This is a genomic window from Gemmatimonas aurantiaca (genome assembly GCF_037190085.1).
Classification (GTDB): domain Bacteria; phylum Gemmatimonadota; class Gemmatimonadetes; order Gemmatimonadales; family Gemmatimonadaceae; genus Gemmatimonas; species Gemmatimonas aurantiaca_A.
In genome coordinates, this window is sequence record NZ_JBBCJO010000012.1 from 198,708 (window position 1) to 215,283 (window position 16,576).

At 65.9% G+C, this 16,576-nt stretch carries 17 protein-coding genes; 15 read left to right on the top strand and 2 right to left on the bottom strand.

Annotated elements, in window-relative coordinates:
• Nucleotides 1-3: 3 nt before the first annotated feature.
• Together WG208_RS15550 and WG208_RS15555 are read right to left on the bottom strand one after the other, a co-directional pair.
• On the bottom strand, nt 4-381 hold the full coding sequence (locus tag WG208_RS15550) for a hypothetical protein (RefSeq protein WP_337172291.1): 378 nt from the start codon (nt 379-381) through the stop codon (nt 4-6).
• Between the two features lie 267 nt (nt 382-648).
• Nucleotides 649-1,557, bottom strand: coding sequence for a DUF58 domain-containing protein (locus WG208_RS15555; protein ID WP_337172292.1), 909 nt, complete (start codon nt 1,555-1,557; stop codon nt 649-651).
• Nucleotides 1,558-1,740: 183 nt separating this feature from the next.
• Here WG208_RS15555 and WG208_RS15560 point away from each other — a divergent pair, with 183 nt between their 5' ends.
• From WG208_RS15560 to WG208_RS15630, 15 genes are all read left to right on the top strand, one after another.
• Nucleotides 1,741-3,297 (top strand): hypothetical protein, encoded by a 1,557-nt coding sequence (locus WG208_RS15560; protein ID WP_337172293.1) that lies wholly within the window; start codon nt 1,741-1,743, stop codon nt 3,295-3,297.
• Between the two features lie 184 nt (nt 3,298-3,481).
• Nucleotides 3,482-5,278, top strand: coding sequence for a translation elongation factor 4 (gene lepA, locus WG208_RS15565; protein WP_337172294.1), 1,797 nt, complete (start codon nt 3,482-3,484; stop codon nt 5,276-5,278).
• A 47-nt stretch (nt 5,279-5,325) separates the two neighbouring features.
• A complete protein-coding gene (locus tag WG208_RS15570; RefSeq protein WP_337172295.1) occupies nt 5,326-6,357 on the top strand; it encodes a glycosyltransferase family 9 protein in 1,032 nt (343 codons plus the stop codon).
• Between the two features lie 43 nt (nt 6,358-6,400).
• Nucleotides 6,401-7,405: an ROK family protein gene (locus WG208_RS15575; protein ID WP_337172296.1), complete on the top strand. Its 1,005-nt coding sequence runs from the start codon at nt 6,401-6,403 to the stop codon at nt 7,403-7,405.
• 20 nt (nt 7,406-7,425) lie between these two features.
• Nucleotides 7,426-8,454: a hypothetical protein gene (locus WG208_RS15580; RefSeq protein WP_337172297.1), complete on the top strand. Its 1,029-nt coding sequence runs from the start codon at nt 7,426-7,428 to the stop codon at nt 8,452-8,454.
• Nucleotides 8,451-9,401, top strand: a complete 951-nt coding sequence (locus WG208_RS15585) for an ATP-binding protein (protein ID WP_337172298.1) — start codon at nt 8,451-8,453, stop codon at nt 9,399-9,401. The genes WG208_RS15580 and WG208_RS15585 overlap by 4 nt, the downstream gene beginning before the upstream one ends.
• Entirely contained in the window at nt 9,398-10,024 is a 627-nt protein-coding gene (locus tag WG208_RS15590; protein WP_337172299.1) for a hypothetical protein, read from the top strand. Before WG208_RS15585 ends, WG208_RS15590 begins: the two co-directional genes overlap by 4 nt.
• Nucleotides 10,021-10,356 carry a hypothetical protein gene (locus WG208_RS15595; protein ID WP_337172300.1) on the top strand — a complete coding sequence of 112 codons (336 nt, stop codon included), beginning with the start codon at nt 10,021-10,023 and terminating at the stop codon, nt 10,354-10,356. Before WG208_RS15590 ends, WG208_RS15595 begins: the two co-directional genes overlap by 4 nt.
• On the top strand, nt 10,349-11,290 hold the full coding sequence (locus WG208_RS15600) for a PLP-dependent transferase (protein ID WP_337172301.1): 942 nt from the start codon (nt 10,349-10,351) through the stop codon (nt 11,288-11,290). Before WG208_RS15595 ends, WG208_RS15600 begins: the two co-directional genes overlap by 8 nt.
• 2 nt (nt 11,291-11,292) lie before the next feature.
• Nucleotides 11,293-12,015: a cell division ATP-binding protein FtsE gene (gene ftsE, locus WG208_RS15605; protein ID WP_337172302.1), complete on the top strand. Its 723-nt coding sequence runs from the start codon at nt 11,293-11,295 to the stop codon at nt 12,013-12,015.
• Nucleotides 12,012-12,872 (top strand): permease-like cell division protein FtsX, encoded by an 861-nt coding sequence (locus WG208_RS15610; RefSeq protein WP_337172303.1) that lies wholly within the window; start codon nt 12,012-12,014, stop codon nt 12,870-12,872. Before ftsE ends, WG208_RS15610 begins: the two co-directional genes overlap by 4 nt.
• A 53-nt stretch (nt 12,873-12,925) precedes the next feature.
• A complete protein-coding gene (locus tag WG208_RS15615; protein WP_337172304.1) occupies nt 12,926-14,110 on the top strand; it encodes a peptidoglycan DD-metalloendopeptidase family protein in 1,185 nt (394 codons plus the stop codon).
• Nucleotides 14,089-15,042, top strand: coding sequence for a deoxyribonuclease IV (locus WG208_RS15620; protein WP_337172305.1), 954 nt, complete (start codon nt 14,089-14,091; stop codon nt 15,040-15,042). The genes WG208_RS15615 and WG208_RS15620 overlap by 22 nt, the downstream gene beginning before the upstream one ends.
• 111 nt (nt 15,043-15,153) lie before the next feature.
• On the top strand, nt 15,154-15,564 hold the full coding sequence (locus WG208_RS15625; RefSeq protein ID WP_337172306.1) for a metalloregulator ArsR/SmtB family transcription factor: 411 nt from the start codon (nt 15,154-15,156) through the stop codon (nt 15,562-15,564).
• Nucleotides 15,548-16,522, top strand: a complete 975-nt coding sequence (locus WG208_RS15630; protein WP_337172307.1) for an SRPBCC family protein — start codon at nt 15,548-15,550, stop codon at nt 16,520-16,522. The genes WG208_RS15625 and WG208_RS15630 overlap by 17 nt, the downstream gene beginning before the upstream one ends.
• Nucleotides 16,523-16,576: the final 54 nt, after the last annotated feature.

Below are 16,576 nucleotides of genomic sequence, written 5' to 3' on the forward strand. Positions count from 1 at the left end.
GGCTTATTCGGCCGTGGCGACCTTCACTTCACCCGTGCACACGGTCGTGCCCGCAGTGAGGGTCAGTGCCCACGCCCCCGCGGTCGCCGCGCTCGCATCGACTTTGAGGGTGACACTCATGTCCGAGTCCCTGGTGACACTGATGACGCGCAGATTGCTTTCCCGTGCCACGTTCGCGACGACAGTGGAATCCGTCAGTGCTTCCGAAACCGTCACGCGCACATCCTGTTCCCCCGTGCGCACGGCCACCTGCTGAGCAGGCGTTGCGGTGCACGCATCCCATGATACGACGGGCGCGGATTTGGCACTCAACGCGTTGCCCGCAAACAGCACCGCCGCCATCGAGACACTGGCGAGTCCGGCAGAAAGTCCCTTGTGCATATAGCCTCCGGCTACAAAAGAATTGGCGTGTTGTGATGGGGGAAACCGATCGGTCTCTCCATTCCCCGTTCGTGTAGGGCAACCCCCATGCCAATTCACAATGACGTCGTAAGACATTGTCGTTCAGGACGTTGGTGAATCTCATCCCTGGTGCGACACCAGCAGGAAATCAGGGAATCAGGGAATTTTTCCCGGCCCTGATCTCGCGCCGAACATATTCCTGCATCCGGGCGGAGATCAGGATCTCATGCCCGTCGTGCAGTGATTTCACACCAGTGCGCCCCGCCCATTCACACCCACCAGATGCCGCAACGGACGCCCGAACGGCTCGTCGGTGAAGGCCATCGCATAGCGGGCACCGGCACGGCCCAGGGCGGCGCGCCAGTCGGCCAACGCCTCCTGCACCGTGGTCTGATAGGTCGTGCGCACATCACCCGGTGACGCGGGCACCTCGGCCCGCGACTCCGGATCGCGATACCTGGCTTCACCGGCCTCGAGAAAATCGCGTTCGGCCGGATCCATCACATGCAGTACCAGCACCTCGTGGCCGCGCGCGCGCAGGGTGCGGGCGGCGTCGGCCACCGGTTCCGGATCGGTGAGCAGATCGGACAGCAGCACCACGAACCCCGGGCGCCGCACCAGCTTGCCGGCTTGCAGCAGCGCCGACGCCACCTGCGACTCCGAGCCGCCACCCGGTTCACTGAACGCGGCCACGAGTCGACGCCATTGCGTCCGGTGCGAGCGCGGCGGCACCACGTCCCGCAACTCGGCGTCGAAACGAATCAGGCCCACGGCATCCCGCTGACGCAGCAGCAGCAACGCCATGGCCGACGCCAGCCGTTCGGCGTACGCCAGCTTGGTCAGCCGCGCCGGATCGCCCGTCCATTGCATGGAGGCGCTCACGTCGAGCACCAGCATGGCCCGGGCGTTCGTCTCCTCCTCGAACTGCTTCACCACCCAGCGGTCGGCCCGGCCGGCGATACGCCAGTCGAGATACCGCAGATCGTCGCCCGGCATGTAGGGGCGATGTTCGGCGAACTCCACCGAAAACCCCTTGCGCGGCGACCGGTGCAGCCCGGTGATGAACCCGTCCACCACCCAGCGGGCCACGAGTTCGAGATGACCCAGGGCCGCCAGGACGGCAGGATCGAGTTGGTCGGCGCGGGGCTGTGTCATGATCGAAGGATACGCGGGGGGCACCCGTTTTGTGGGAGCCTTCAGGGCTCGTCCCCACGTCCATGTGACGAACGGCGTATCGATGAGGTCCAATTGACAGATAAGCCCAAGGTCGTACATTGGGCCCACCGTCGCGTAACGGGTCGTCCACGCAACACTCCCCGCCGGTCTGCGGAGGCACGAATGCGTATTCCCCTGGGTATCCCGCCACTGCATCCACCACGGAAGGCCGGCACCATTGCCCTGGCCGCTCTGCTGGTCGCGCTGCCCGCCAACACGAAGGCGCAGCAGCCCCCCGTCATTCCGGCGGTTCACAAGGAAGCACTCCAACCGGCCGTACGGATCAATGGCGTGCAGACGGTGCGCTCCCTGGCCGAATGGCCCGGTGTCTCGATCACGGCCAACCGGGAGTCCCATGTCGTGATGTTCGCGGTGACCCGCGGTCGTCATGATATTCCGCTGCAGGTGCTGTCCCCACGGCGACCACGGCTCGACACCCGCGTGCGTGAGGGCCGCACCGTCCAGGCGCGCCCGCTGGGGCGTCGCGAGATGTTGCATCTCGTGAACTTCGGTGAAGCACCGCTGGTGGTGGCATTTGCGTCGACGGTGAAGCCCGATCTCGACCAATTCCAGTTCGGCCCCGAATGGGCGGATGATCTTCTGCTGGACACGTTGGTCTCCAGCCAGGAGGAACTGCTGGAAGTGCTTGGCCGAACGGTTTTCGGACCGGACGCCGAGTTCAGCGTGGCCGTGGCGACGGCCCCCAATCCCACGCCACTGAGCCGCTACGCCGAGTCGTGGTACTTCGACAACATGTGCGCGGGCTATTCCAGCTACTACGGACGACGTTCGGCACTCGGCTGGTTCGGCGGCGTGATGATCAACGACTTCATGTTGGCGCGTGAGCCGGGATGGGCATTCCAGGGCTACGGTTCATTCCTGTCGTCGCTGGGCGCCTTCTCCATGTTCCCGGGTGGGCTGTTCTCGATGGTGGCGCCGGTGACCATGGGCACCCAGTTCTGCCGGGACTATCGCATTGCCTGGGCGCCGATCATCGCCCCGGTGATCCCTCCGCCCCGGATACCGTCCGATTCCGTGACCGTGCCGTCCGATTCGGGGAATGGAACACCGGGAACCCCCGGAGCGTCGGGGGCCGGGGCTCGCCATGCCCAGCAGATGCGCGGGCTCCGGGCGGAACGCTCGGAGAACCCGGCCGGCCGCTTCGAGGCCTCTGCCTGGCGTCGTGGAGAGACGGGCAGCAACAAGCGATTCCCTGCCGTGATGGCGGAGGAGCGTCCGTGGAACGTCACGCGGGCCCTGCCATCACAATGGACAGGGACATCGGCCAATGCGACCGCGCGCGAAAGAGCGTGGCAGCAGAACGCCGACCGTAGCGTGGATCATCGGACCGATCGAAACACCGACCGAAACACCGATCGGGTCTACGATCGGTCTGATCGCGATCGTTCGTTCGACCGCAACGGCAGATCGCGCTTCCCGTCGGCAGCACATGGAGAGCCCCGCGCGGCCTCGCCCACCCGGGGCCGTGAGTTTCCCAATCGTGGTACTCCCGAGACGACCAGAACCGAGGGCTGGGAGAGTGGCCGTCGGGAAGCGCCGCCTCAACGGGCCGAGCCCGCACCACCACCGGCCCGGGCCGACGGAGCGATCATCCCACCCTCGCCGGCGGGGCAATCCACAGGTCAACCTGGGGGCCAACCGGATTCACGGCAGAACTGACCGCACTCTGCCTCCCATCCGCCTCCACCGTGTACCGGCGGGGGCGGTTTCACGCCCGGCATCGTGGGCGGCCCGAGCGCCCCGCGGCGCCGGGACCGTATCCGAACCCGTGCATTACCGGTCGGCAACGGGGGCTGATTAGCTTTCAGGGCTATTCATCTGTTCCCTATCAGCCCGGCCTCCGTTGCATCTCAGTCACATCCGCAACTTCTGCATCGTCGCACACATCGATCATGGCAAGTCCACGCTGGCGGACCGGCTGATCGAGAAGACGGGCACGTTGCAGAAACGCGAAATGAAGTCGCAGGTGCTCGACACGCTCGATCTCGAGCGTGAGCGCGGCATCACGATCAAGCTGAACGCCGTGCGCATGAGCTACACGGCCGGCGATGGACAGCCGTACGAGCTCAATCTCATCGACACCCCGGGACACGTCGACTTCACGTACGAGGTCTCGCGCTCGCTGGCCGCCTGTGAAGGGGCCATTCTGGTGGTGGACGCCTCGCAGGGCATCCAGGCCCAGACGCTGTCCAACCTGTTCCTGGCCATGGACGCGGGGCTCGAGATCATTCCCGTGCTCAACAAGATCGACCTGCCTGGTGCCGAACCGGAACGTCGGCGTCAGGAAGTGGTGGACTTGATCGGCTGCATGCCCGAGGACGTGTTGTGTGTGAGCGGCAAGGAGGGCACGGGCGTGCCGGAATTGCTGGAGGAAATCGTGAAGCGGGTGCCGCCGCCGAAAGGTGAGCTCGACGGACCGCTGCGTGCGCTGATCTTCGACTCGTACTACGACAAGTACCGCGGCGCCATTCCCAGCATCCGCGTGGTAGACGGCGAACTGCGGAAGGGGATGAAGATCACCTTCGGCACGTCGGACAACGTGTATGAGGTGGCCGAAGTGGGATATCTGCAGTTGCGGCAGGTTCCAACAGATGTGCTGCGTGCCGGCGAAGTGGGCTACGTGCTCGCCGCCGTGCGCTCCGTGCGCGAAACGCGCGCCGGCGACACGATCTTCGACAAGGACAACCGCGCCGCCGAAGCGCTGCCCGGCTATCAGGAAGTCAAGTCGTTCGTGTTCGCGGGTATCTACCCCACCGACACAACGCAATACGAAACGCTGCGTGACGCGCTCGAGAAGATGAAGCTCAACGACGCGTCGCTGCAGTACGAGCCGGAAACGTCCACGGCACTCGGCTTCGGCTTCCGTTGCGGCTTCCTCGGACTGCTGCACATGGAAATCGTGCAGGAACGTCTCGAGCGTGAGTACGACCTCGATCTCGTCACCACGGTGCCGAGCGTGGAGTACCACGTGACCAAAACGGACGGCACGGAGCTGCTGGTCGAAAATCCGGCGCTCATGCCAGCCGCCGTCGTCATCGACGACGTGCAGGAACCGTACGTGCGCGCGCGCATCATGTGCCCGGCCGAGTACATCGGGCCCATCATGACGCTCGGCATGGAGCGTCGCGGCATCTACAAGAACACGCGCTTTCTCGACACAGTGCGTGTGGAGCTCGACTGGGAGTTCCCACTGGGCGAAATCATTCTCGACTTCTTCGACAAGATGAAGACGGTGAGTCGCGGCTATGCCTCGCTCGACTACGAGATGCTGGAATATCGGTCGAGCGAGCTGGTGCGTCTCGACATGCTCATCAACGGCGATGCCATCGACGCCTTCTCCGTGATCGTGCACAAGGACAAGGCGTACGAATGGGGACGTAAAGTCGCCGAGAAGCTGAAGGAACTCATTCCCCGTCAGCTGTTCGAAGTGGCCATCCAGGCCACGATCGGCCAGAAAGTCATCGCCCGCGAGACCGTCAAGCCGCTGCGGAAGGACGTGCTGGCGAAGTGTTACGGCGGCGACATCTCCCGCAAGCGCAAGCTCCTCGAGAAGCAGAAAGAGGGCAAGAAGCGCATGAAGCAGGTGGGCAGTGTGGAGATCCCGCAGGAAGCCTTCCTCGCGGTTCTGCAGGTCGAGTAACCACGCGGGTGGTCAGCGCCGTCCTGCAAACGAGCTTTCTGGGGGACATGGTCCTCACGACGCCGCTCCTGGAGCGGTTGGCGCGTGAGGGCCCCGTCCATGTGGTGGCCACGCCAGCCAATGCCGGCATCCTGGCCAATCATCCGGCGGTGGCCAGTGTCATCGTGTTCGACAAACGCGGTGCCGACGCCGGATGGCGCGGTTTCCGACGGGTGGCGCGCCGTCTCCGCGCGGTTGGAGCCCGGCGCGCGTATCTCGCCCAGGGATCGCTGCGCACGGCCGCGCTGGCGCTGATGGCCGGCATCCCCGAACGCATCGGCTTCGATCGATCGGCGGGACGGATGCTGTACACCCGTCGTGTGCCGTATCAGGCATCGTGGCATCACGCCATGCGGCTGTGGTCATTGGGGAGTTCACTGGCGTCGGTGGTCGATGAGCCCCTCCCGCCCGGGTCACATCCGTCGCCGTTGCGCCCTTCCCTTCATCCCGGCGCCGCCGACATCGCGCAGGTGGACGCGCTGCTCGCCCAGGCGGGAGTGGAAAGCGAGACGCCGCTGATCGTTCTGGCGCCCGGCAGCGTCTGGGCCACCAAGCGCTGGCCGCACTTCCCCGACCTGGCCGCCCTGCTGATGGAGCGCCTGACGGAGACATTGCCGACAACCTGGCCGCAGGCGCGGCTTGTGGTGATCGGCGCTGCCGGCGACGCGCCACTCGCGGCGGCCATCGGGACGGTCGTCCCCACCCTCATCGACGCCACCGGCGCGCTGACGTTGCTCGGCTCGGCGGCGCTCCTGGCCCGCGCCCGCGTGCTGGTCACCAACGACTCCGCGCCACTGCACCTGGCGTCGGCCATGAACACCCCCACGGTGGCGCTCTTCGGCCCGACTGTGCCCGCGTTCGGGTTCGGCCCGCTGGCCGAACGTTCGGTGTCGATGGGCGTCACGCTGCCCTGCCGCCCCTGTCATGCCCATGGTCCGCAGCAGTGTCCACTGGGGCACTGGCAGTGCATGCGCACGCTGTCCCCCATTGCGGTGGCCGACGCCGCGCTGGAGCTGGTCCTCCAACGGCCTCACCGATAGCCGATTATCTTTCCGGTACATGTCCGCACCCGCGTCAGCATCTTTGTCAGCACACGCTCCGCAGTATGCCGTCGGCGTCGATCTGGGCGGCACCAACATCGTCGTGGGCGCCATGTCGTTCGATGGCGCGCAATTGCATGGGCTGCAGAGCGTGCCAACACACGCGAGTGAAGGCGCCGATGCCGTGATCGCGCGCATGGCGCGCATGGTGAACGACACCATCGAGGCCACGATGCGCGAAACCGGCGTGCCGCGCGAGGCATTCATCGGGGTCGGGGTCGGCGCACCGGGTACCGTGGACCGCGAAACGGGGCGTGTGCTCAAGGCGCCCAATCTCGGGTGGCACGACCGTCCGCTGAACGATCCGATGGCCCGGCTCACCGGACTGCCGGTGGAGATCGACAACGACGCCAATTGTGCGACGTACGGCGAGTGGTGGCTGGGGGCGGCGCGTGGCGGCGTGAACGTCATCGGCGTGACCATCGGCACCGGTGTGGGCGGCGGTGTCATCATCGACCGCCGACTGTATCGCGGTTCGAGTTATGCCGCGGGCGAAATCGGACACACGACCATCGACCTCGATGGTCGTCGGTGCGGCTGCGGCAACTACGGATGCCTCGAAGCCTATGCCTCGGGCACGGCCATCGCCGGTCGTGCGCAGGAGGCGCTCGCCAGCGACGAGTCGTCCGCGCTCCGGCGCATGGTGGACGGCGACCTCTCCCGCATCACGGCGGCGCTGGTGTACGCGGCCGCCGCCGAAGGTGACGTCGTGGCGCTGGAAATCGTGCGGGACACCGCGCGTGTGCTGGGAGCGGGCATCGCCAACCTGCTCAACATCTTCAATCCCGATGTGGTGGTGATCGCGGGCGGCGTGACGCAGGCCGGTGACGCGCTCTTCGAACCGTTGCGCAAGGAAGTGCGCCGACGCGCGTTCAAGAGTGTGTCCGACAGTTGCCGCATCGTGCCCGGCACGCTTCCCGGCACGGCCGGTGTGGTGGGCGCCGTGGCCGCTTTCATCGCGCAGACCACCGGCCGGCCTCCCGTCTGATTCCCGTTCCGCGCTGGTCGATGAACACAACGGGTCGAACACGACGTCTCGGGGTCATCGGGTCGTTCGTCTGGGACGTGCTGCACGGACGCGACCGACGCAGCGTTCCCATCGAAGAGTGGGGCGGTATCACCTACTCCCTCTCCGCCCTCGATGCCGCGCTGCCGGACGACTGGGAGATCGTGCCCATCGCCAAGGTGGGCAACGATCTCGTGGATCGGGCGCGTGTGTTCTGCCGCGGTCTGCGGCACATGGCACCCGACATCGAACTGATCGGCGTCCCCTACCCCAACAATCGCGTCGAACTCCGCTATCTCGACGACGAGCGCCGCAGTGAGCATCTCACCGGCGGCGTGCCGGGATGGAACTGGCTCGGTCTCAAGCCGGTGCTGGAACACGCGCGCATCGACGCGTTGTACATCAATCTGCTGAGTGGCTGGGAACTCGATCTCGAGACCATGCAGCTCATCCGCGCGCATTTCCACGGCCCCATCTACTGCGATCTGCACATGCTGGTGATGGCCGTGCAGGCGGACGGGCTGCGGGTGCCCCGTCCACTGCCCAATGTGGCCGCGTGGTGCGCGTGTTTCGACATCCTGCAGGTGAACGAAGACGAGATGCGTCTGATGGCGCCGGACTCGATGGCGCTGGCGGCAACGGCCATGGCGGCGGGTGTGTCCGCGCTCTGCGTGACACTCGGCAAACGGGGCGCGGCCTACTTCGCGGCCCCGGGCTTCGAACGACTGGCGCATCTTCCCACTCGACGAGGTCACAACATTGCGCTCTCCACATCACCGCGGGGCGGAGCGGGTGCGCTGGGCGCGCTGCGAACGGCGCTGGTGCCGGCGGAGATCGCGCGGGTGGATGGTCCGGGAGATCCCACCGGATGTGGTGATGTCTGGGGCGCCACCCATTTCTCACGGCTGCTTGCCGGTGATATGTTGACTGATGCGATGCTCGCCGCCAACAGGGCGGCGGCGCGCAACGTCGAACATCGCGGAGCCACGGGGCTCGCGAATCATCTTCGCGGAGAGCTCAGCACCAAGTGACCACCGTCATCAGCGTGCCGCCGTCACTCGATGAGCAGAGCTTCGAGCAGGTCATCGAGCAGCTGGCCTCTGTGCCGCCGGGCGAGAAGATCCTGGTCGATGCCCGTCATGCCCGGTGGGCTTCACCGTACGGGCTGACGGCGCTGCTGTGCGTGGCGCAATCGCGCACCGACCGCATGGACTTCGCGGTGCCCGAACATCCGGACACGCTGTCGTACTGGTCGCGCACGGGGTTCTTCCGGTATGCCGCGGAGTTGTACGAACTGCACGGAGCGGTGCCGCGGGCGCGCGAAGCCCACGAGAGCGATGTGTTGCTCGAGATCACGCCGATCACGCAGACCGAGGACGTGCATGGCGTGGTGGGCCGCATTCACCAGAAGGCGGCCGACATTCTCCATGGACAGCTCAATCTCGAGACGGCGGCCACGGGCGCATTCGGGCTCACATTGAGTGAAGCCTGTCAGAACATCGTGGAGCACGCCGAGTTGGGCGGCTGGGTCGCGGTGCAGACCTACAAGTACACGCGCCGTCTGGGTCGCCGCGTGGTCGTGATCGCGGTGTGTGACGCGGGTATCGGCTTCCGGCAGTCGCTGGAGAGTTCGCCCACGCACCGCCGGAGCGACCGCTGGGACGATGCCATGGCGCTCGAGGATGCGGTGCTGCGCGCCGTGAGTCGGCATCGGTTCCGCGACAATGGCCGCGGTCAGGGCATCGCGGGCATCCGTCGGTTCATCAGCCGGTGGAATGGCAAACTCACCGTCCGCAGCGGAACGGCGCGCATCGCCATCACGCCGGACTGGGACGAGGACATTCCCCTCCAGGAATCGCTGCCCTTTTTCCCCGGGGCGCAGATGCAGGTGATCGTGCCCGAGCGCATCGGCGATGCCGCGGACCAGGCGCGCCCGGCCGGCAGCACGGCGCGCCCCCGCGGCCGGAGTGTGCGATGAGCATGCACATCGACGTCGGTACGGTGCTGCGCGGCACGGTCTGCGATCTCTATTCGAATCTGGTCACGCGGCCCACGGGCGCCGCCGTGCGCACGGCCATCGAGCAGCAGGTGAACGAGGTCGCCACCCCCATCGTCACCACGATCGACTTCTCGCAGGTGAATCTCCTCGATTTTTCCTGTGCCGACGAGATCGTGGCCAAGCTGCTGCTGCGCTTCACGAGCGACGAAGGCCCCAAGGGATATCTCACCTTCCGCGGCATCCACGAAGGGCACATCGATCCCATCGAAACCGTGTTGGAACGTCACGCGCTGGCGTTGGTATCGTGGCATGAGGGCGAGGCGGAACTCTTCGGACACGTGGAAGAGATCGAACGTGTGCACTGGGACGTGGTGCGGGATCACGGCCCCCTCTCCGCGAGTGACGTGGCCCGTCATCTGCAGGCCACGGTCGATCAATCGGCGGCCGATGCCCGGGTGCTGGACACGCGGCTCGTGGAGCAGACGCGCGCGCAGCTCGATCACCTGGTGCACCGCCGCCTCCTGATGTGCGACGATGCCGGCTATGCGGTGCCCGGCACAGTGCCCCATACGGGATCCCGTACGGTGCGAGGAACTCCATGAGTCAGAAAGACGGTCCCACGGGGACACGCAAGCTGGGGGTGTTCAGCGGTTTCGCGCCGCCCCTGCAGGTGGTGGGCTTCATCGCCACGCGGGCCAGCGACGCCGAGCGTGGCCCGCTCGTGCGCATGCGCCCGGACGATGCCCTGGTCCGTCTCGTGACCGAAGGGGAGCTGGTGCGTGTGGTATCGGAGCGGCGGTCGGAGCTGGCAGTGCTCGAGCTCGACGAGACGCTCCCGCGAGGAGGAATCGTGCTGCGCGATGTCGCCGGCGCGTCGCCGTCCGAGATCGTGCGGATCCTTCGCGTGGATACCGACTCCCGCCCACGTGCCTGATACTCTGTCGCGGCGCCTCGCCGAGTTCGAGGGCGCCGAAGCGGCGCTCGTTCTGGCGAGCGATATGGCGGCAACCGCGTGTACCATCCTGGCGCTGCTCCGTCCCGGCGATCATCTGCTGGCCAGTCGCGGCGTGCGGCAATCGACGCGCCGTTTTCTCGAGCAGGAACTGCCCGCCCTGGGGGTCGCGGTCACCTTCATCGATCCGCAGGACACCCGCGGATGGCGCCGCGGCATCGAACGCACCACCCGGGCATTGCTGCTGGAAACCCCTTCGCTGGAAGAAGCGCGGTTCGTGGACTGTCAGCCGCCGCGGGCGCTGGCACGGGAGTTGGGCATCGCTCTGCTGGTGGACAGCACCGCGGCGTCTCCGGTGCTGCTGCGTCCCATCCGTCATGGCGCCGACGTGGTGCTGCACGACGCCAGCTTCCTGCTCGACGGCGCCGGCGGTTATGCCGCGGGCGTGGTGTGCGGTTCGGAAGGGTTGGTGGAAGAAGTGCGCGCGAAGATGCAGGTGTGGGGAGCGGTGCCGCATCCGCACGCCCTCGTCGCACTCGAACGCGGACTGGAGACGCTCGATGTCCGTGTCCGTCGACAGAGCGCCACCGCATTCACCCTAGCCGCCTGGGCCGTGGAACACCCTGCCATCACGCAGGTCGATTTCCCGACCATTCCGGAAGGCGTCGAACGCGACACCGAAGGCACACAGGCGCCCGTGGTTGGTATCACCTTGCGTCTCACGCTCGCGTCGGCGCAGCACGCCATCCACAGTGCGTCGCGATTCCTCGAGCACGGCGATTCCCGCCCCGCACCGTGGCCCGGCACGTACACGACTCTCGCCGAGCCGGTGCCCGGGACGTCGGCCCTGCGTCTCCAGGTGGGCCTCGAAGCGCCGGACCTGCTCATCGAACGATTGACGGAGGCACTCGCATAGTGGTGGAGCCCCAAACCGCGGGCATCGTCCGTGTCGCGAACGCATCAAAGGAATACGCCCGTTCCGGCACCGCACTGCGCGACGTGTCGTTCGAACTGCGTAAAGGGGAGTTCGTCTTTCTCGTGGGCCACAGCGGAGCCGGCAAGAGCACGCTGCTCAAGCTGCTGTCGATGGCCGAACGTCCCACGCAGGGAGAAGTGCGCGTCTCGGGCTTCTCCAGCAAGACCATCCGGCAGCGTGAGATCCCGCACCTCCGGCGACGCATCGGTATCGTCTTCCAGGATTTCCGTCTGCTCCCCGATCGCACGGCGGAACAGAACGTCGCGTTCGCGCTCGAAGTGACCGGCGCTCCGCATGCACAGATCGCCCCCCGGGTGGCGCGTCTGCTCACGCAGGTGGGACTGGCCTCCAAGGCCACCGCCTATCCGCATGAACTGTCGGGTGGCGAGCAGCAGCGTGTGGCCATCGCGCGCGCGCTGGCCAACGATCCGTTCCTGCTGCTGGCCGACGAACCCACCGGCAATCTCGATGATCGGGCCACGCACGCCATCTTCCTGCTGCTGCGCGAGATCAATGCGCGTGGTACCGCCGTACTGATGGCCACGCACGACGTGAGCATGATCCAGCGCGCGAACCTGCGGTTCCTCGAACTCGCCGCGGGCGAGCTGGTGTTCGATGGCACGGACACCGCCCGTCTGCTGGCCGACATGCGGGGGCGGCGATGAGACTCGCGCTTCGTGAAGTGGTGCTGGCGTTTCGCCGTGCGCCGCTGCTGGCCGTGCTGGGCGTCGTCACCATCGCGTTCTCGCTTTTTGCGTTCGGGCTGTTCGGACTCGTGGCGCTCAACATCCGCTCGGCGCTGCGCGAGATCGAAGACCGGGTGGAGATCCGCGCCTTCCTCGTGGAAGGCGCGCGTGATGCCCAGGTGGAGGAACTGATCCGCGGCATCAACAACCTCCCCGAAGTCGCCGACGTGGGATACGTCTCGCCAGACTCCGCGCTGCAACGCGCGCGGGCCGAGCTGGAGGAATTCCGCGACGTGATGGAAGGCACGTTCCTGCCCGGCTCCGTGGAATTGCGCCTCAAGGAAGGGTACCGCGATCCCGAAACGGTGCAGCAACTCTCCCGGAAGCTGCAGACCTACCCCGTGGTTGAAGAAGTGCGATACGGTCGCGAGTGGGTGGAGAAGCTGTACAAGATCCGCAACATCGCGGGTCTTGCCGGTTCGGTGCTGGGCGGGGTTTTTGCGCTCGTGGCCGTGATCATCATCGGAGCCACCATTCGCATGGCCATTCTCGCGCGCACCAGGGAAATCGAGATCATGCGCCTGGTCGGCGCAACGAACTGGTTCGTGCGATTGCCCTACCTCCTCGATGGCACCATCAAAGGACTGCTCGGCGGCACACTCGCCGTGCTGTTCACCTGGGCCACGGCGCAACTGGTCTCGCGCAATCTCATGCAGACCACGTTCTTCACGGGTGAGCAGATCGCGCTCGGCATTCTTGCCGGTGGCGCACTGGGCCTGGTCGGTAGCTGGCTCTCCGTGGGCCGCCATCTGCGCCAGGTGTGGCGCGAACCCTGATGGGGCGCCCGGTGCAAACCCGGTCGTGGGGATGGAGGTGCGCGCTCCTGAGCGTGGCGACATGGTGTGTTGTCGGTACCGCCGGGCTCGCGGCGCAGGCGACGGGCAATCAACCGCCCCCCAACGCCGATCAACGCCTGCGTCAACAGCAGAGCGAACTCGACAAGCTGCGCAAGGAACGCGGCGATCTCGAGGCGCGCATGAACCAATTGCAGCGCTCGGCCCGCACGCTCGCCGAAGAAGTGAACAACCTCGAGGCGCAGCGTCAGACCACGCGGCGTCTGGTGCTGGCGCTCGATCGGCAACTCAACACCATCAACGAGGAAGTCACCAAGGCCGGTGCGGGATTGGTGAAGGCCGAGCAGGAGCTGGGCGACAAACGCTCGGCCTTGCAGCGACGCATGGTGGAGATCTACAAGCGCGGCAGTCTCTACGATGTGGAAGCGATGCTCTCGGCGCACTCCTTTGCCAGCCTGGTGGCGCGCTACAAGTATCTGCACGAACTCGCCCTGCGCGATCGCAGTCTCGTGCGGCGGGTGGAGGGGCTGCGCGACCAGATCATCAACCAGCGCATGCTGCTGGTGCGTCTGCAGGAGGACGTCGCGCGCAATCGTCAGGAGAAGGACCGCGAAGCCCGGCGTCTGGCCGATCTCGAGACACGGAGTCAGCGCAACCTCGCGACGGTGCAACGCTCGACGGAGCAGGCCCGCGCGCGTCTGCAGCAGCTCGCCCGTGACGAATCCCGTATTGCCGGCGCGATCGCGGCGCTCGAAACCGCGCGGCGCCGCGCCGAGATGACACCCAATGCCCGTCCCGCCGCGCCGTCGTCCATCCGCACCTCGGATCTCGGCAAACTCGACTGGCCGGTGGACGGCACGATTCTCTATCGATTCGGGCGGGTCGTGAATCCCAACAACACCACGACGCGCTGGAATGGCATCGGCATCGGCGCCAATACCGGCGCCGCGGTGAAGTCCATTTCGGCGGGTGAAGTGGTGCTCGCCGACAACGTCGGCACGTACGGACCCACCGTGATCGTGCAGCATGGCGGGGGCGACTATTCCGTGTACGGTTCGCTGCAGCGCATCGATGTGCGTAAAGGCCAGCAGGTGAGCAAGGGACAGGTGATCGGCACCGTGGGTGACACAGATCCCGAGTTGCCGCCACATCTGCATTTCGAGATCCGTCCCAAGGGGCGGGCCGTGGATCCGTTGGAATGGTTGCGCGGACAGCGCTGACATCACGAACGTTTCCCGTGGTGGATGCCGGCGATGCCCGCCGGGATCGTGCACCGTTGGGAGCCCATCTCTCCATTGCCGGGGGCACCTGGGAAGCAGCCACACGGGCCCGTGAAATCGACGCCACGGCCGCGCAGATCTTCACCAAGCAGGCCAATCGATGGGCGGAACGTGAAGTGGACGCCACCGAAGCCCTACGATTCCGCGAGGCGATGGCGGAAACGTCGGTACGGTGGTGTTGTGCGCACGACTCCTATCTGATCAATCTCGCTTCGCCCAACACGGAACTGCGCGCCCGTTCCCTGGAGAGTTTCCGCACGGAGCTGCGGCGATGTCATGCGCTCGGCCTCGACGCGCTGGTGTCTCATCCCGGCAACTTCATCGACGATCGTCCCAGTGGTCTGGCGCGCAACGTCGATGGTATCGTGGCGGCTCTGGAAGCGGAGCCCGGCCCCACACGTCTGCTCATGGAGCTGACCGCCGGTCAGGGGACGGTCCTGGGATCGACCTTCGAAGAAATGGCCGCATTGCTCGCGCAGATTCCCACGGCACTGCGCGATCGGGTGGGAGTGTGTCTCGACACCGCGCACGTGTGGGCCGCCGGGTACGATCTCGTCGCGCACTACGACGAGGTCTGGTCGCACTTCGGCGATACCATCGGATTCAGTGCGCTGGGCTGTCTGCATCTCAACGATTCGAAAGCCCGCCTCGGTTCACATCTCGATCGCCATGAGCTCATCGGCGAAGGCAGTCTCGGCGCGGATATGTTCCGCCGCATCATGACCGACGAACGGCTGGCACCGATTCCGAAGGTGATCGAGACGCCCAAGGGCGATACGCCGGCGGAGACGGATGGGCGCATGTTGCATCGGCTGCGGGCCTATGCGGCCGGGGATGCGGCGGCGAGTGTAGGCCCTGCAGATCGCGAATAGGCGAACGACATAGCCGGGTGGCCGGGTGGTCGACGGTCTCTGCGCTCCCCTCTTGCGCCGTGCCATTTGTACAATATTATACCAAAAGGTTAATTAACTTTCAGGTATATCATGCACGACACCCTGAGCCAGACCTTCTCGGCGCTGGCCGATCCAACCCGACGCGCAATACTGGCACGCCTGAGGCAGGGCGAGGCCAGTGTCACGGAGCTCGCCGAACCCTTCCTGGGGCACATGACGCTTCCCGGTGTGACCAAGCACCTCAAGGTGCTGGAGAAGGCCGGACTCGTCACGAAGGGGCGCGAGGCGCAGTGGCGGCCGTGCCGGCTCAACCCCGATCCCCTGAAGGATGTATCCGCCTGGATGGAGGACTATCGCGCCTTCATGGAGGAGAGTCTGGATCGACTGGGCGAGTATCTGAAGACCCTCAGCGGCGCGTCCGCTCACGCCTCACTCAACGCTTCACCCAACGCCGCCACCGGCGCCTCACCGCGAGAAACGAACGATGACTGCAACAGTTGATGCCAACGCCAACGAGATCCGGATCATCCGTGTGTACGATGCGCCCATCGGCATGGTGTGGGACGCCTGGACGGATCCGGCGCAGGTGATCCAGTGGTGGGGTCCCCGTGGTTTCACCGTGACGACTCACAGCCGCGATCTGCGCGTCGGAGGCACCTGGGTGTACACCATGCATGGCCCCGATGGCAAGGACTGGCCCAACTTCACGCGCTATCACGAAGTGGAGCCGCAACGACGTCTCGTGTACGATCACGGCGCTTCCGCGAGCGACGCGAAGCCGCTGTTCCGGGTCACCGCCGAGTTCCGGGAACTGGACGGGAAGACGGAACTCGACATGCGCATGACGCTGGCGACGGCGGAGGAAGCGCAGCAGACCCGCGCGTTCATCAAGACGGCGGGTGGTAACGGCACGTGGGATCGTCTGGCCGAGTATCTGGAGAAAAAGACGTCGGATCAGGAAATCTTCGTCATCAATCGCAGCTTCGATGCCCCGATCGGGACGATGTTCGACATGTGGACCCGACCCGAACACTTCTCGCAGTGGTTGCCGCCCACGGACTTCACGATGGAATTCCATCGTCTCGACATCCGGCCCGGCGGCGAGGGATTCTATTCGATGACCAACGGCCAGTTCACGATGTACGGCCGGGTGGCCTATCTCGATCTGCACCGCCCCGACCGCATCGTGTATGTGCAGTATTTCACCGACGCGCAGGAGAACATCTCGCGTCACCCCGGCGCCCCCACATGGCCGGAGAAGATGCTCACCACCGTGTTGTTGTCGGAAGAAGGACCGGCCACGACACGGGTCACGGTGCGGTGGGAGGTGTACGGTGCCGCCACGCCGGAGGAAATCGCGGCGTTCGTGGCGGAACGTGGGGGGATGACACAGGGCTGGACCGGTTCGTTCGACAAGCTGGAAGCGCTGGTGGAGCGCACGAACGCATCCCGGAGCTGAGCAATACACCGGCGGGGGCACACCGATGTCGGCGTGCCCCCGCGCAGTGAATGG

Bases quoted from the DNA above. Each gene is read 5' to 3' on its own strand.
- WG208_RS15590 (WP_337172299.1), top strand. From the start codon at position 9,398: ATGAGCATGCACATCGACGTCGGTACGGTGCTGCGCGGCACGGTCTGC.
- WG208_RS15625 (WP_337172306.1), top strand. From the start codon at position 15,154: ATGCACGACACCCTGAGCCAGACCTTCTCGGCGCTGGCCGATCCAACC.
- WG208_RS15595 (WP_337172300.1), top strand. From the start codon at position 10,021: ATGAGTCAGAAAGACGGTCCCACGGGGACACGCAAGCTGGGGGTGTTC.
- WG208_RS15550 (WP_337172291.1), bottom strand. From the start codon at position 381: ATGCACAAGGGACTTTCTGCCGGACTCGCCAGTGTCTCGATGGCGGCG.
- WG208_RS15570 (WP_337172295.1), top strand. From the start codon at position 5,326: ATGGTCCTCACGACGCCGCTCCTGGAGCGGTTGGCGCGTGAGGGCCCC.
- WG208_RS15555 (WP_337172292.1), bottom strand. From the start codon at position 1,557: ATGACACAGCCCCGCGCCGACCAACTCGATCCTGCCGTCCTGGCGGCC.
- WG208_RS15560 (WP_337172293.1), top strand. From the start codon at position 1,741: ATGCGTATTCCCCTGGGTATCCCGCCACTGCATCCACCACGGAAGGCC.
- WG208_RS15580 (WP_337172297.1), top strand. From the start codon at position 7,426: ATGAACACAACGGGTCGAACACGACGTCTCGGGGTCATCGGGTCGTTC.
- WG208_RS15620 (WP_337172305.1), top strand. From the start codon at position 14,089: ATGGTTGCGCGGACAGCGCTGACATCACGAACGTTTCCCGTGGTGGAT.
- WG208_RS15630 (WP_337172307.1), top strand. From the start codon at position 15,548: ATGACTGCAACAGTTGATGCCAACGCCAACGAGATCCGGATCATCCGT.
- WG208_RS15610 (WP_337172303.1), top strand. From the start codon at position 12,012: ATGAGACTCGCGCTTCGTGAAGTGGTGCTGGCGTTTCGCCGTGCGCCG.